This window comes from Stenotrophomonas rhizophila (genome assembly GCF_000661955.1).
In the GTDB taxonomy this organism is placed as follows: domain Bacteria; phylum Pseudomonadota; class Gammaproteobacteria; order Xanthomonadales; family Xanthomonadaceae; genus Stenotrophomonas; species Stenotrophomonas rhizophila.
This window is the reverse complement of sequence record NZ_CP007597.1, coordinates 3,488,596-3,502,030: the sequence shown is the minus strand read 5'-3', so window position 1 is coordinate 3,502,030 and position 13,435 is coordinate 3,488,596. Positions and strand designations below refer to the sequence as shown.

Annotated in this window: 13 protein-coding genes and 1 tRNA gene; all 14 read left to right on the top strand. The window is 68.3% G+C overall.

Annotated elements, in window-relative coordinates:
• The first annotated feature begins 564 nt into the window (after positions 1-564).
• The 14 genes from fabD to DX03_RS15110 all read left to right on the top strand — a co-directional run bounded on the left by fabD (position 565) and on the right by DX03_RS15110 (position 13,435).
• Positions 565-1,509 carry an ACP S-malonyltransferase gene (gene fabD, locus DX03_RS15175; protein ID WP_038692457.1) on the top strand — a complete coding sequence of 315 codons (945 nt, stop codon included), beginning with the start codon at positions 565-567 and terminating at the stop codon, positions 1,507-1,509.
• Between the two features lie 70 nt (positions 1,510-1,579).
• On the top strand, positions 1,580-2,323 hold the full coding sequence (gene fabG, locus DX03_RS15170; protein ID WP_038690081.1) for a 3-oxoacyl-ACP reductase FabG: 744 nt from the start codon (positions 1,580-1,582) through the stop codon (positions 2,321-2,323).
• 153 nt (positions 2,324-2,476) lie between these two features.
• Positions 2,477-2,716 (top strand): acyl carrier protein, encoded by a 240-nt coding sequence (acpP, locus tag DX03_RS15165; protein ID WP_017357544.1) that lies wholly within the window; start codon positions 2,477-2,479, stop codon positions 2,714-2,716.
• A 136-nt stretch (positions 2,717-2,852) separates the two neighbouring features.
• On the top strand, positions 2,853-4,115 hold the full coding sequence (gene fabF / locus DX03_RS15160) for a beta-ketoacyl-ACP synthase II (protein ID WP_038690078.1): 1,263 nt from the start codon (positions 2,853-2,855) through the stop codon (positions 4,113-4,115).
• Between the two features lie 85 nt (positions 4,116-4,200).
• Positions 4,201-5,556, top strand: a complete 1,356-nt coding sequence (locus DX03_RS15155; protein ID WP_038690076.1) for an aminodeoxychorismate synthase component I — start codon at positions 4,201-4,203, stop codon at positions 5,554-5,556.
• A gap of 66 nt (positions 5,557-5,622) precedes the next feature.
• Entirely contained in the window at positions 5,623-6,681 is a 1,059-nt protein-coding gene (mltG, locus tag DX03_RS15150; RefSeq protein ID WP_038690074.1) for an endolytic transglycosylase MltG, read from the top strand.
• Positions 6,678-7,346, top strand: a complete 669-nt coding sequence (gene tmk / locus DX03_RS15145) for a dTMP kinase (RefSeq protein ID WP_038690072.1) — start codon at positions 6,678-6,680, stop codon at positions 7,344-7,346. Before mltG ends, tmk begins: the two co-directional genes overlap by 4 nt.
• A complete protein-coding gene (locus DX03_RS15140; RefSeq protein WP_038690070.1) occupies positions 7,339-8,298 on the top strand; it encodes a DNA polymerase III subunit delta' in 960 nt (319 codons plus the stop codon). The genes tmk and DX03_RS15140 overlap by 8 nt, the downstream gene beginning before the upstream one ends.
• The gene (locus DX03_RS15135) at positions 8,295-8,648 is read left to right on the top strand and encodes a PilZ domain-containing protein (protein WP_038690068.1); all 354 of its coding nucleotides are present in this window, start codon (positions 8,295-8,297) and stop codon (positions 8,646-8,648) included. Before DX03_RS15140 ends, DX03_RS15135 begins: the two co-directional genes overlap by 4 nt.
• A 65-nt stretch (positions 8,649-8,713) precedes the next feature.
• A tRNA-Val gene (locus tag DX03_RS15130) sits at positions 8,714-8,788 on the top strand.
• Positions 8,789-8,932: 144 nt separating this feature from the next.
• Positions 8,933-9,229 (top strand): hypothetical protein, encoded by a 297-nt coding sequence (locus tag DX03_RS15125; RefSeq protein ID WP_038690066.1) that lies wholly within the window; start codon positions 8,933-8,935, stop codon positions 9,227-9,229.
• A 220-nt stretch (positions 9,230-9,449) separates the two neighbouring features.
• Complete coding sequence (locus DX03_RS15120) at positions 9,450-10,799, top strand: SWIM zinc finger family protein (RefSeq protein WP_038690064.1); 1,350 nt, start codon at positions 9,450-9,452, stop codon at positions 10,797-10,799.
• The gene (locus tag DX03_RS21555; RefSeq protein ID WP_038690062.1) at positions 10,796-12,334 is read left to right on the top strand and encodes a DUF5691 domain-containing protein; all 1,539 of its coding nucleotides are present in this window, start codon (positions 10,796-10,798) and stop codon (positions 12,332-12,334) included. The genes DX03_RS15120 and DX03_RS21555 overlap by 4 nt, the downstream gene beginning before the upstream one ends.
• 18 nt (positions 12,335-12,352) lie before the next feature.
• Complete coding sequence (locus DX03_RS15110; protein WP_038690060.1) at positions 12,353-13,435, top strand: ATP-binding protein; 1,083 nt, start codon at positions 12,353-12,355, stop codon at positions 13,433-13,435.

Here is a 13,435-nt window from a genome sequence, read left to right as displayed (position 1 = left end):
CTCGTGGGCGCCATCCATGGCGCCCAACGGTCCCGCCAACCCACCCACGCCGACCCCCGAGAGATTCCGGGCGGGCATGGGCAATCAACGGCACTTCGTCTCAGCGTTGCTGAGCCTCAGCAGAGCATCCCCGCCCGTGAGAGGGGGGGAGGGGTAGTGCCGAGCGAAGCTCGGCACCTCTCAAACCCAAAGCAGGCCGCTGCGCTGCTCTTGATCTACGTTGCGCACCAGCCATGTCTGGAGAGGCTGGGGTGGGTGAGGTTGCGGGGCCCTCCACCGCATGGATGCGGTGGCGGAGCTTACACGGGTGAGGGCGCATTGCTTGCGAGGCACTGCCTCGCATGCGCTCGAACGCACAGCCGCCAGCGGCTGGGCCGGGCCGCGGAGCGGGACTTGCAGCGTGCCCCGCAACCTCACCCACCCCAGCCCACTTCCCGACAGTGACTGACCGCTCTGGCTCCATGCTTGCGCTCAAAGCGGCCAAGCCACATACGCGTCAGTACAGACGGAGGGCGGTATTCCCCCTTATCATTCGCCGTTCGATTTTTGCAGGCGGATGACCGCGTGACCGATTCCAATCTCGCATTCGTGTTCCCCGGCCAGGGCTCGCAGTCGCTGGGCATGCTCGCCGAACTGGCTGAGCTGCACCCGCAGGTCCGCGAGGCCTTCACCGAGGCCTCCGATGGCGCCGGCGTCGACCTGTGGGCGCTGTCGCAGGGCGGCCCCGAGGAAATGCTCAACCGCACCGAATTTACCCAGCCCGCCCTGCTGGCCGCCAGCATCGGCGTCTGGCGCGTCTGGAATGCCGTCGGTGGCGCCAAGCCCGCCGTGCTGGCCGGCCACAGCCTGGGCGAGTACACCGCCCTCGTTGCCGCGGGCGCCCTGACCCTGCGCGATGGTGCCCACCTGGTGCGCCTGCGTGGCCAGCTCATGCAGGAAGCCGCCCCCGCCGGCGTGGGTGCCATGGCCGCCGTCCTCGGCGCCGAAGACGCCCTGGTCCTGGACGTCTGCGAACAGGCCGCCGGCAGCCAGATCGTCGTGCCCGCCAACTACAACTCGCCCGGCCAGATCGTCATCGGTGGCGACGCTGCCGCCGTCGACCGCGCCCTGGCCCTGCTCGCCGAAAAGGGCGTCCGCAAGGCCGTCAAGCTCGCCGTCAGCGTCCCCTCGCACACCCCGCTCATGCGCGAAGCCGCCAACCGCCTGGCCGAAACCATGGCCGGCCTGGACTGGCGCGCGCCCGCGCTGCCGGTCGTGCAGAACGTCGACGCCCGCATCCACGACGGCGTTGAAGCCATCGCCCAGGCCCTGGTCCAGCAGCTTTACCTGCCCGTCCAGTGGACCGGCTGCGTGCAGGCCCTGGCCGCCCGTGGCGTCACCCGCGTCGCCGAGTGCGGCCCGGGCAAGGTCCTGACCGGATTGATCAAGCGCATCGACAAATCGCTGGACGCGCGCACACTGTCCACGCCCGCCGATTTCGAGGCAGCCCGCGAAACCTGGGCCGCCTGATCCTTTGACTGGCTTTGCGTCGCCCGGCCCCGGCCTGGCGCGTGGACCGGTCCCGTTCGAGGAACTACAGATGAGCAAGCCCCTTCAGGGTGAAATCGCACTGGTGACCGGCGCCAGCCGTGGCATCGGCGCCGCCATTGCCGACGCATTGGCCGCGCAGGGCGCGACCGTCATCGGCACCGCCACCACCGACGCCGGTGCCGCCGCCATTGGCGAGCGCCTGGCCGCCGTGGGTGGCCACGGCCGCGCGCTGAACGTCACCGACGCCGCCGCGCTGGACGCCGTGCTGGACGGTATCGCCAAGGAATTCGGCGCCATCAGCATCCTGGTCAACAACGCCGGCATCACCCGCGACAACCTGCTGCTGCGCATGAAGGACGAGGACTGGCAGGCCATCCTCGACACCAACCTGACCAGCGTGTTCCGCACCTCCAAGGCGGTCATCCGCGGCATGATGAAGGCCCGCAAGGGGCGCATCATCAACATCGCCTCGGTGATCGGCGTGACCGGCAATGCCGGCCAGGCCAACTATGCCGCCGCCAAGGCCGGCATCATTGCCTTCTCCAAGTCGCTGGCCAAGGAAATCGGCTCGCGCGGCATCACCGTCAATGTGGTCGCCCCCGGCTTCATCGACACCGACATGACCAAGGCCCTGCCGGAAGAGCAGCGCACCGGCCTGGTCAAGACGATCGCCCTGGAACGCCTGGGTGAACCGTCCGACATCGCCAACGCGGTGGCGTTCCTGGCCGGTCCCTCGGCCAGCTACATCACCGGCGAAACCCTCCATGTGAACGGCGGCATGTACATGCCGTAAGCATGTGGCGCACGGATCGCGCCGCAAGTGGTTGATCTGAAAGATGTTTTGCGGCAATGCAAGGCATCACCGGTTTCCACTACACTATCCCACGGTCATCCGACATCGGATGGCGTCATTTTTGAACCACTACTCCATCTGGAGCGATATCCAATGAGCACCATCGAAGAACGCGTCAAGAAAATCGTCGTCGAACAGCTTGGCGTCAAGGAAGAAGAAGTCACCAACAGCGCATCGTTCGTCGATGACCTGGGCGCTGACTCGCTGGACACCGTTGAACTGGTGATGGCGCTGGAAGAAGAGTTCGAGTGCGAAATCCCGGACGAAGAAGCCGAGAAGATCAGCACCGTCCAGGCTGCAATCGACTACATCAACGCCCACGTCAAGGCTTGATGTCAGGCGGCTTGCGCGCGGCGGTGGCACCCGCCCCGGCCGCGCGCGGCAATCCCATGGGGCCGCACTTGCGGCCCTGTGCATTTGAGCGTTACACCGCGTCATACCCGTGAACCACGGGCCAGGAGAATCAGCAATGAAGCGTCGCGTCGTCGTCACCGGCATGGGCATGGTCTCGCCCCTTGGCAATGATCTGGACACCAGTTGGAAGGGCATCAGCGAAGGCCGTTCGGGCATCGCTGCGCTGACCAACGTTGCCGACAGCTACCTGGAACGGTTCACCACCAAAATTGCAGGTGAGGTCAAGGGATTTGACATCACCGCCGACAACGCACTGTTCGGCACGTACCGGGTCAGCGGCAAGGATGCCAAGAAGATGGACCCGTTCATCCATTACGGCTTGGGCGCAGCGTTCATGGCCCTGCACGATTCCGGCCTGGAGATCACCGACGCCAATGCCGAGCGCATCGGCGCGATCGTCGGCGCCGGCATCGGCGGCCTGCTTGGCATCGAAGAGCAGACCATCGATTTCCATGAGGGCAAGAAGATCTCGCCCTTCTACGTGCCCAAGACCATCATCAACATGTTGCCCGGCCAGCTGAGCATCATCAGCGGCCTGAAAGGCCCGTCGTTCTCGGCGGTGTCGGCCTGCGCCACCTCGAACCATTCCATCGGCACCGCCATGCGCATGATCCAGTACGGCGATGCGGACGTGATGGTGGCCGGTGGCGCCGAACGTGGCTCCTCGCCGACCGCCCTGGGCGGCTTCTGCGCGATGAAGGCCATGAGCACCCGCAACGATGATCCCGAAGCGGCCTCGCGGCCGTGGGACAAGGACCGCGACGGCTTCGTGCTCGGCGACGGTGCCGGCATCCTGATCCTGGAAGAGTACGAACACGCCAAGGCCCGTGGCGCGAAGATCTACTGCGAACTGGCCGGTTTCGGCGCCAGCTCCGACGCCTACCACATGACCGCGCCGAGCGAGAACGGCGAAGGCGCCGCGCGCTGCATGGTCATGGCCATGAAGGACGCCGGTGTGACCCCGGAGCAGATCGGCTACCTCAACGCGCATGGCACCTCGACGCCGCTGGGCGACCTCGGCGAGACCATGGCGATGAAGGCCGCCTTCGGTGACCACGCCTACAAGATGATGGTCAGCTCGACCAAGTCGATGACCGGCCACCTGCTCGGTGCCGCTGGCGGCGTCGAAGCGATCTTCTCGGTGCTGGCCCTGCGCGACAACGTGATTCCGCCGACCATCAACCTGCACCAGCCCGGCGAAGGCTGCGACCTGGATTACGTGCCCAATGAAGCACGCCAGGCCAAGGTGGACGTGGTGATGTCCAACGGTTTCGGCTTCGGTGGCACCAACGGCACGCTGGTGTTCAAGCGCGTCTGATCGCCGCGCTGCCGTACCCGCACCCGGGCCGCCATCTTGGCGGCCTTGGTGTATCTGGCCCTCCCGCACCTTCCGGTTCCCCGCCATGCTGCTGACCCATCCGCTGCCCGCCACCACCGACCTGCTCGCGCTGCAGCGCGTGGCGCCATCGCGCTATCCGCTGCTGATGGAATCCACCGCCTCGGGCACCGCGCAGGGCCGCTGGGACCTGCTGCTGATGGGCAACGGGCAGGCGCTCGCGCTGCACGCGGATGGCGTCGTGCGCGATGCCGAAGGCGTTGCCCATCCGGGCAGCTTCCTGGACGTGCTGGACGCGCAGTGGGCGGCGCTGCGTCAGCCACGCGAGGAGATCCAGCTGCCGTTCCGTGGTGGCTGGGCGCTGATGCTGGATTACGAACTGGCCGGGCAGATCGAAACGGTGCTGCGGCTGCCCGCGCGCGCCGACGGGCTGCCCGCCGCCCTGGCCCTGCGCTGCCCCGCAGCGGTGCTGCACGACCGCGTGCTGGGCCAGTACCACGCCGTGTGCGAAACCGACCACGCCGCACTGCTGCAGACCCTGCTGGCCGACCTGGACGCCGCACGTGCGTTGCCGCCGCTGCCGGCCTGGCAGCCGCCGGCCGAGGTGGGCGAGGATGCGCCTGCGCGCTTCACCGACGGCGTGGGCAAGGTCATCGAGTACCTGCGTGCCGGCGATGTGTTCCAGGTGAACCTGTCGCGGCGCTGGAACGCGCAGTTCGCCAGCATGCTGTCGCCGCAGGCGCTGTATGCGCAGCTGCGGGTGGCCAACCCGGCCCCGTTCGCCGGGCTGTTCATGGCGCAGGGCAGGGCGGTGGTCAGTTCCTCGCCGGAGCGGCTGGTGTCGGTGCATGGCGACGACGTGCAGACCCGGCCGATCGCCGGTACCCGCCCGCGCTTTGCCGGCGACGATGACGCTGCGCGCATCCAGGAGCTGGTCGGCCACCCCAAGGAGCGCGCCGAGCACGTGATGCTGATCGACCTGGAGCGCAATGACCTGGGCCGCATCTGCACGCCCGGCAGCGTCGAGGTCGACGAGCTGATGACGGTGGAAAGCTACGCCCACGTGCACCACATCGTGAGCAACGTGCGCGGCCGCCTGCGCGCGGGCGTGAGCCCCGGCCAGGTGATCGCCGCCACCTTCCCGGGCGGCACCATCACCGGGTGCCCGAAGGTACGCTGCATGCAGATCATCGCCGAGCTGGAGCAGACCGCGCGTGGCGCCTACACCGGCGCGTTCGGCTGGCTCAACCGCGATGGCGACCTGGATCTGAACATCCTGATCCGCACCGCCGAAGTGGCCGCGGCCAGCGCCACCTTCCGCACCGGTGCCGGCATCGTGGTCGATTCGGACCCGGACAAGGAACTGGACGAAACCCGCGCCAAGGCGCGTGGCCTGATGCGTGCGCTGGGCCGGCATGACTGAGCCGTTTGGGCGTGTGCAGCGGTCGCGCGGTATGCTGCGCGGCGGCGAAAACCATTCGAGGTGACCATGGCGGGTGCGAAACGGGGATGTCTGGCCGTGCTGGCGGTGCTGCTGTTGGGGGCATTGCTGCTGGCTGGTGCAGGGGCGTGGTTCTGGCATAGCCAGCGCGGCTTCGCCGATGCGCCGTTGACCCCGGACCAGCCCAGCATGGTGATCGCCTCCGGCGACGGCCTGAACACGGTGCTGGGCAAGCTGCGTGCGGCCGGCGTGGACGAAGGCAGCGACACCCAGTGGCAACTGCTGGCGCGCCAGCTGGATGCGGCCGGCAAGCTCAAGGTGGGTGAATACGCGCTGGACCCCAGCCTGACCCCGCGCGAGCTGCTGCTGCGCATGCGCCAGGGCCGCGTGCTGCAGCACCGGGTGACCATCGTGGAAGGCTGGAACATCCGCCAGGTCCGGGCCGCGCTCAAGCGCGCCGACCCGCTGGTGCACACCACCGACAGCCTCGACGACGCTGCCCTGATGAAGGCCATCGGCTTCCCCGGCGAACACCCGGAAGGCCGCTTCCTGCCCGAAACCTACGTGTACCAGCGCGGCGACAGCGACGTGGACGTGCTCAAGCGCGCGCACGCGGCGATGGAAAAGGAACTGACCGCCGCGTGGGACAGCCGTGCCGACAATCTGCCGCTGAACACGCCGTACGAACTGCTGACCCTGGCCTCGATCATCGAGAAGGAAACCGCGCTGCCCAGCGAGCGGCCGCAGATCGCCGGCGTATTCATGCGCCGGCTGAAGATCGGCATGCGCCTGCAGACCGACCCGACCGTGATCTACGGCATCGGCAGCAGCTACGACGGCAACATCCGCAAGCGCGACCTCACCACCGATACGCCGTACAACACCTACACCCGGGCCGGCCTGACCCCGACTCCGATCGCCATGCCGGGCCGCGACGCCCTGCAGGCCGCCGCGCAACCGGCCGCCGGCGATGCGCTGTACTTCGTGGCAGTGGGCGACGGCAGCGGCGCGCACGTGTTCTCGGCCAATTACACCGACCACAACGCGGCCGTGGCGCGCTACCTGCAGCAGCTGCGCCAGCAGCGCAGCCAGGCCGCACCGCAATGACCGCCTCGCTGCTGCGCCACCCGCGCTTTGTCAGCCTGGAAGGCGGCGAAGGCGCGGGCAAGACCACCGCCATCAATGCCATCCGCGAGGCCCTGCACGCACGCGGCCACGAGGTGCTGTTGACCCGCGAGCCCGGCGGCACGCCGTTGGCCGAGCGCATCCGCGCGCTGGTGCTCACCCCTGATGCGGAGATCGCCGCCGAGCCGTTGTCGGCCGAGGCCGAGCTGCTGCTGGTGTTTGCCGCGCGGGCCCAGCACGTACGCCAGGTGATCGAGCCGGCGCTGCGCCGCGGCTGCTACGTCGTCAGCGACCGCTTCACCGATTCCAGCTACGCCTACCAGGGCGGCGGCCGCGGCCTGGACGCGGCGTGGATCGCCGACCTCGAGCGCCGCGCGGTGGGCCTGCTGCCCGGGCTGACCCTGCTGCTCGACGTGGATGTGGCCGTCGGCCGCGCCCGCGCCAATGGCCGCGACCTGTGGCCGGACCGCATCGAGAGCGAGCAGGACGACTTCTTCCAGCGCGTGCGCGCGGTATTCCGCCAGCGCGTCAGCGCCGACCCCGCCCGTTTCCGCCTGATCGACGCCAGCCAGGACCAGGTCGGCGTTGCCGCATCGGTGGTGGCGGCGGTGGATGCCTGGCTGGCACCGGAGCCTTCCCATGAGTGAGACCTTTTCCCCGTGGCAGCAGCGCGCCTATGACCAGACCGTGGCCGCGCTGGACGCCGGGCGCCTGGGCCATGGCCTGCTGATCTGCGGCCCAGCCGGGCTGGGCAAGCGCGCCGTGGCGCTGCGCATGGCCCAGCACATCCTGTGCAGCGGTGAACCGGCCGCTGCCCAGCGCAGCGCCCAGCTGATCGCTGCCGGCACCCACCCGGACCTGCAGCTGATCTCGTTCGTGCCGAACAAATCCGGCGACAAGCTGCGCACCGAGATCGTGATCGAGCAGATCCGCGAGATCTCGCAGAAGCTGGCGCTGACCCCGCAGTACGGCATTGCCCAGGTGGTGATCGTCGACCCGGCCGATGCGATCAACCGCGCGGCCTGCAACGCGCTGCTCAAGACCCTGGAAGAGCCGCAGCCGGGCCGCTACCTGTGGCTGATCAGCAGCGACCCGGCGCGCCTGCCGGCGACCGTGCGCAGCCGCTGCCAGCGACTGGAGTTCAAGCTGCCCCCGCGTGAGGAAGCACTGGCCTGGCTGCACGCCCAGGGCCACACCCCGCGCAGCGCGGAAGAGGCCCTGGACGCCGCGCGCGGCCACCCCGGGCAGGCCGACGACTGGCTGCGCGAGGATGGCCTGGCGCTGCGCCGGCAGGTGGCCACCGACCTGGAAGCGCTGGTGGCCGGGCGCGCCGGTGCGGTGGAGCTGGCCCAGCGCTGGACCGCCGACGACAACGCGGCGCTGCGCCTGCGTCACGCCGCCGACCTGGCGCTGGCCCAGGCCAGCACGGGCGGCTTGACCGATCCGGACCGATTGCACAAGCTGGCGGCGTGGTTCGACGCCGCCAACCGTACCCGAGATCTGCTGCGCACCACCGTGCGCGCCGACCTTGCGGTGGTGGAATTGTTGTTGGCCTGGAACAAGGTCAACGAGCGGCAAGCAAAGGGGAATAGAGCATGAGTGCCACCAACGCCCGCCAGGGCATCCTGTCGCTGGCGGTCAAGGACAAGGCCGCGCTGTACAGCGCGTACATGCCGTTCGTGAAGAACGGCGGCGTCTTCGTCCCCACCCCCAAGCGCTACTTCCTGGGCGATGAGGTGTTCCTGCTGCTGACCCTGCCGGACTCCAGCGAGCGCCTGCCGGTGGCCGGCAAGGTCATCTGGGTGACCCCCGCCGGCGCCCAGGGCAACCGCGCGGCCGGCATCGGCGTGCAGCTGGCCGAAGGGGCCGAGGGCGAGAATGTGCGCAACAAGATCGAGACGCTGCTGGCCGGCATCCTGACCTCGGACAAGCCCACGCACACGATGTGAAGAAATTTCGGCGAAACCGTTGACGCCGAAAATTGCCGCCCTATAATGAGCGGCTCAGCAGCATCGGGCGGTTAGCTCAGCGGTAGAGCATTGCCTTCACACGGCAAGGGTCGCAGGTTCGAACCCTGCACCGCCCACCACGATTCAGTCAGAAAAGCCTCCGGAAACGGGGGCTTTTTTGTTGGGCGTTGCACGCGCCTCGGATCCTGCAGGCCAGCCGACGTCGCCCGCGCTATCGTGCAGGTGCAGCGCCGCCCGCTGTCCCACCTACCGAGGAACATGGCATGGACCCCAGTGGCACCGATCCCGCCGTCGGCACACCGGCCGACTACGGCGACACGCTGTACCGGGTGTACTTCGAAGTGGGCGAGTGGCAGGACATCGCGCGCGATGCGATCACCGCCTTCCTGTTCGAGCGCCGCCAGGCCCATGCAAGCTTCAGCGTCGCGCCTGCGGAACTACGGCCCCGACCGCATGGCTACGAGGTGGACCTGCCGATGCAGTTGATCCCTGAAGTGGTCCGCGTTCTGGCTGAGCGCAATATCGCCGTCTATCAGGTGGTCCGAACCGAGCAGCGTTGAGGGCTGCAGTGCAGGACGGGGCGCAACCCTGCGCGCACGCGACGCGTTCGGGGAGCGCCGATGGCATCGAACGAGGTCATCGACAGTGCTGCATGCGACAGCGCTCGCCGGTCACCCGTGGTGCCCTGCATGGCTTTCGGCGCACGCGACGTGGATCACCCCATGCGTGCTTGATGCTCCTTTATGATGCGGCCTACGCAGGGAAAGCCCGGGAACGGATATGGATGCGCGTCTCACGCGCGAGCAGGTGCTCGCGCTGGCGCCGGATGCGTCTTCAAGCAAGGCGGCCGGCGGGTTGGCAACGGATGGCAAATGGGGCCTGCTGGGCGCCGACGATGAAGCGGTGTGGGGCGAGTGCCAGGGCAGCGGCGCAAAGCCTTACCAGGCGCAGGTGGATCTGTCCGCGCTGGTCAGCCGTTGCTCCTGCCCCAGCCGCAAGTTCCCCTGCAAGCACGGCCTTGCCCTGTTGCTGTTGTACGCGCAGGGCAACCCGTGCTTTTCGCCGCTGCCGCAATCCCGGCCCGGTTGGGTGGACGAATGGCTGCGCGGTCGTCGCGAGCGCGCCGCGCGCCATGTACCGGCGGGTGAGGGCGCTGCCGCCGCACCCGTGGTTGCACCCGAGGCGGCCGCCGCAGCGGCGTCCAAGCGCGAAGCTACGCGCTGGAAGCGCATCACCCAAGGCTGCGCCGAGCTGGAGCGCTGGATCGCCGACACCTTCCGCCATGGGCTGGCCAACCTGGGGGCCAGTCAGCGCGAGGATGCGATGAACATGGCCGCGCGCATGGTGGATGCGCAGGCCCCGGCGCTGGCCGGGCAGCTGCAGCTTGCGATGGAGTCCGAACAGGTCGGCATGGCCGGCCTGTCCGACATGGGGGAACGGCTGGGCCTGTTGCAGCTGCTGAACCAGGCCGTGCACCGGCGTAGCGCGCTGTCCCCGGCGCGGGTAGCAGACCTGCGCGCGGCAGTTGGCTGGCCGCTGGACAAGGACGAGGTGTTGGCCACCGGCGAAACGCTGCACGATCGCTGGCACGTGCTGGGGCAATGCGTCGTGGAACTGCCGGGGCGACTGACCGAGCGTCGGGTGTGGCTGCACGGGCTGGATAGCGGGCGTACGGCCCTGTTGCAGGAATTTGCGCATGGCGGACGCGGCTGGGAACGCACGTGGCCCGCCAACCACGTGCTGGCTGCCACCCTGCATTTCTTCCCGGGCACCGTGCCGCTGCGCGCGCTGGCGCCGGCTGCGACCACGCTGGCAGACCTGCCCGCTGTACCGCTGTGCGATAGCAGCGTCGGCATCGACCAGGCCTCGGCATCCTTCGCGACCAATCCCTGGTTGGCGCAGGTCCCGTTGCGTCTGCAGGGGCATGTACAGGTGGCCGACGACACGTGGCACATGCACACCGACGCCGGCTGCCTGCCACTGCAGCTGGATACAGATGACGGCTGGGGCCTGATGGCCTTTGCTGGCGGTCATCCGCTGTGCGTGATGGGCGAGTGGGACGGCCGCGTGTTACTGCCGTTGTCGGCCTGGACCGCCCACGGAAACTACTGGCACAGGAGCGCGGCATGAGCGATGCGTGGTTGAAACCGGCCCTGCTCGGCATCGACCGCCCGCAGGTGATCCAGGCGGACGGCGCGCTTGGCACACTGCTGGAGCAGATCGGGTCGGGCGATGATGCCGCGCTGACCTACAGCCGCGGGGTCGGTGCCATCGCCGCCTGTGGCTTGGCGGCTGTGCGGGTGGGCGCCATGGACGACGTGCTGCTCCGCGAGCCGGCGGCAGACGATGCGCAGGTCGTACCCGATGCGCACCCCTGGACCGCGTTGTTGGCCGCCGTATTCGCGCGCAGCGTGGTTGCCCAGGGACACGATGTTCGGCTGCGCCACGAGGCCTGCCTGCGTCTTGCAGCACACCAGCGCACGCTGCCGCACGCCGTTCTGCCGCAGGCGCTGGACGCCGGCGCACGCAGCGTGCCGCTGCGCATGCGCCTGCTGCCGGTGCTCGGCGTACGAGGACAGTGGCTGGCAGCCTGCAACCCGGCGTGGGCGTTCGCACATGCCGATGCCGTCGGCGAGGCGGCTACCCCCGCAGATGAAACGGCATTGGCGTGGGACGACGCGCGGCATGACACGCGTCTGGCCTGGTTTGCACACACCCGCCACACCGATCCGGCGCTGGCGCGCGAACGCCTGCAGGCTCACCTGAAAGCGATGTCGGCGCGCGAGCGTGTCGATTTCGTCGGCGCATTTCCCGCGCAGCTGGAGCCCGAAGATGCGCCGCTGCTGGAGTCACTGCTGAAGGACCGCAGCCGCGAGGTGCGCGCGCTGGTGGGGCCGTTGCTGGCGCAGTTGCCGACCTCGACGCATGCGCAACGCATTGCCGGATGGATGCAGCCGCTGCTGGTTAAACGCAGTGGTCTGCTTCGCAGGACGAGCTGGGAATGCGAGGCACCAACGGCGGCTGCTCCGGAATGGGCCGACGCCGGTATCGAAACCAAGCGCCCCCAGTACGACGATCTGGGTGAGCGCGCGTGGTGGCTGTACCAGTTGGTGCGGCAGCTGCCGCTGGCCTGGTGGACCGGCCACACCTCGATGACCCCGGTGCAGCTGTTGGCCTTTGCACGGGGCACCGACTGGGAGGCCGCTCTGCAGCGCGGCTGGCTTGAACGCGTCGACGCCACGCAGCCGGCGTGGCTGGCGGCGATGCTGGACGACCGCAGCCTGCACGCCCACACCCCACGCCTGCTGGCGATGCTGCCGGTACTGCAGCGCGAACAGTACTGGCCGGACACATTGGATGCCTTGGCTGGCGAAGGCATGCTCAGCGATGTGCTGGGCTCATGCGCACCGGGCGAAACGCTCACCGCGCACTATTCCGCGCGCCTGGTGCCGGGCGTGTGTGCGTGCTTCGCCAGTGATCGCCTGCGCCACGACTACCTGCTGCGCCAGCAGCTGCTGGAACTGGCCAGCCTGCTGCACCCCAGCGTGTTGTCCCACGTTCTGTTGCCCGCACAGCCCGATGACGCCACCGACAGCATGCGCGCCTGCGCGCATGACCTGCTGCGCATCGTTGAAGTGCGCCACGCCCTGCATTCTTCCTTCTGACCTTCACCCGGAGCCACGATGAGCACTGTCGTCCTGCGCCAACACGCCGAACACCAATACGCCGAAGAACTGGATCAGCTGCGCCGCCTTGACCAGCGCCAACGGCCTGCCAACTGGCAGCTCTCGCCCTGGGCGGTGGTGACCTACCTGATCGGTGGCACGCTCGACAACGGCTTCGTGGTCAGTCCCAAGTACATCGGTGAGCGGCGCCTGATGGAAATCGCGGTGGCTACCATCGCCACCGACCGTGCGCTGCTGCTGTTTGGCGTGCCGGGCACGGCCAAGTCGTGGGTATCCGAACACATGACCGCGGCCATCAGCGGTGACTCCACGCTGTTGGTGCAGGGCACGGCCGGTACCAGCGAGGAACAGATCCGCTATGGCTGGAACTATGCGCAGCTGCTGGCACATGGGCCCAGCCAGGCCGCCCTGGTTCCCAGCCCGCTGATGAACGCGATGCGCCTGGGCAAGATTGCCCGCATCGAGGAACTCACCCGCATTCCGGCCGACGTGCAGGACGCGCTGATCACCGTGTTGTCCGAAAAGACCCTGCCGATTCCGGAGTTGGGCTCGGAAGTGCAGGCCACGCGTGGGTTCAGCGTGATTGCCACGGCCAACAACCGCGACAAGGGCGTCAATGAGCTGTCCAGCGCGCTCAAGCGTCGCTTCAACACGGTGATCCTGCCGGTGCCGTCCAGCGAGCAGGACGAGATTGCGATCGTGACCAAGCGCGTGGGCGAAATGGGCGTGGCGCTGGACCTGCCTGCCGAGCCGCCTGCGCTGCAGGAGGTGGCACGGGTGGTCCGCATTTTCCGCGAGCTGCGCAACGGCATGACCGAAGACGGCAAGGCCAAGCTGAAATCGCCCACGGCCACGCTGTCCACGGCCGAGGTGATTTCGGTGATCAACAACGGCATGGCCCTGGCCGGCCATTTTGGCGACGGTGTGCTGCGCCCGGCCGACATGGCGGCCGGCATGATCGGTGCCATCGTCAAGGACCCCGTGCAGGACCAGGTGGTCTGGAACGAGTATCTGGAGACCGTGGTGAAGGAGCGCAGCGAGTGGAAGGACCTGTACCGCGCCTTCCGTGACCACGCCTAA

Coding starts and splice junctions, on each gene's coding strand:
- fabG (WP_038690081.1), top strand. CDS start 1,580: ATGAGCAAGCCCCTTCAGGGTGAAATCGCACTGGTGACCGGCGCCAGC.
- acpP (WP_017357544.1), top strand. CDS start 2,477: ATGAGCACCATCGAAGAACGCGTCAAGAAAATCGTCGTCGAACAGCTT.
- fabF (WP_038690078.1), top strand. CDS start 2,853: ATGAAGCGTCGCGTCGTCGTCACCGGCATGGGCATGGTCTCGCCCCTT.
- DX03_RS15155 (WP_038690076.1), top strand. CDS start 4,201: ATGCTGCTGACCCATCCGCTGCCCGCCACCACCGACCTGCTCGCGCTG.
- mltG (WP_038690074.1), top strand. CDS start 5,623: ATGGCGGGTGCGAAACGGGGATGTCTGGCCGTGCTGGCGGTGCTGCTG.
- tmk (WP_038690072.1), top strand. CDS start 6,678: ATGACCGCCTCGCTGCTGCGCCACCCGCGCTTTGTCAGCCTGGAAGGC.
- DX03_RS15140 (WP_038690070.1), top strand. CDS start 7,339: ATGAGTGAGACCTTTTCCCCGTGGCAGCAGCGCGCCTATGACCAGACC.
- DX03_RS15135 (WP_038690068.1), top strand. CDS start 8,295: ATGAGTGCCACCAACGCCCGCCAGGGCATCCTGTCGCTGGCGGTCAAG.
- DX03_RS15125 (WP_038690066.1), top strand. CDS start 8,933: ATGGACCCCAGTGGCACCGATCCCGCCGTCGGCACACCGGCCGACTAC.
- DX03_RS15120 (WP_038690064.1), top strand. CDS start 9,450: ATGGATGCGCGTCTCACGCGCGAGCAGGTGCTCGCGCTGGCGCCGGAT.
- DX03_RS21555 (WP_038690062.1), top strand. CDS start 10,796: ATGAGCGATGCGTGGTTGAAACCGGCCCTGCTCGGCATCGACCGCCCG.
- DX03_RS15110 (WP_038690060.1), top strand. CDS start 12,353: ATGAGCACTGTCGTCCTGCGCCAACACGCCGAACACCAATACGCCGAA.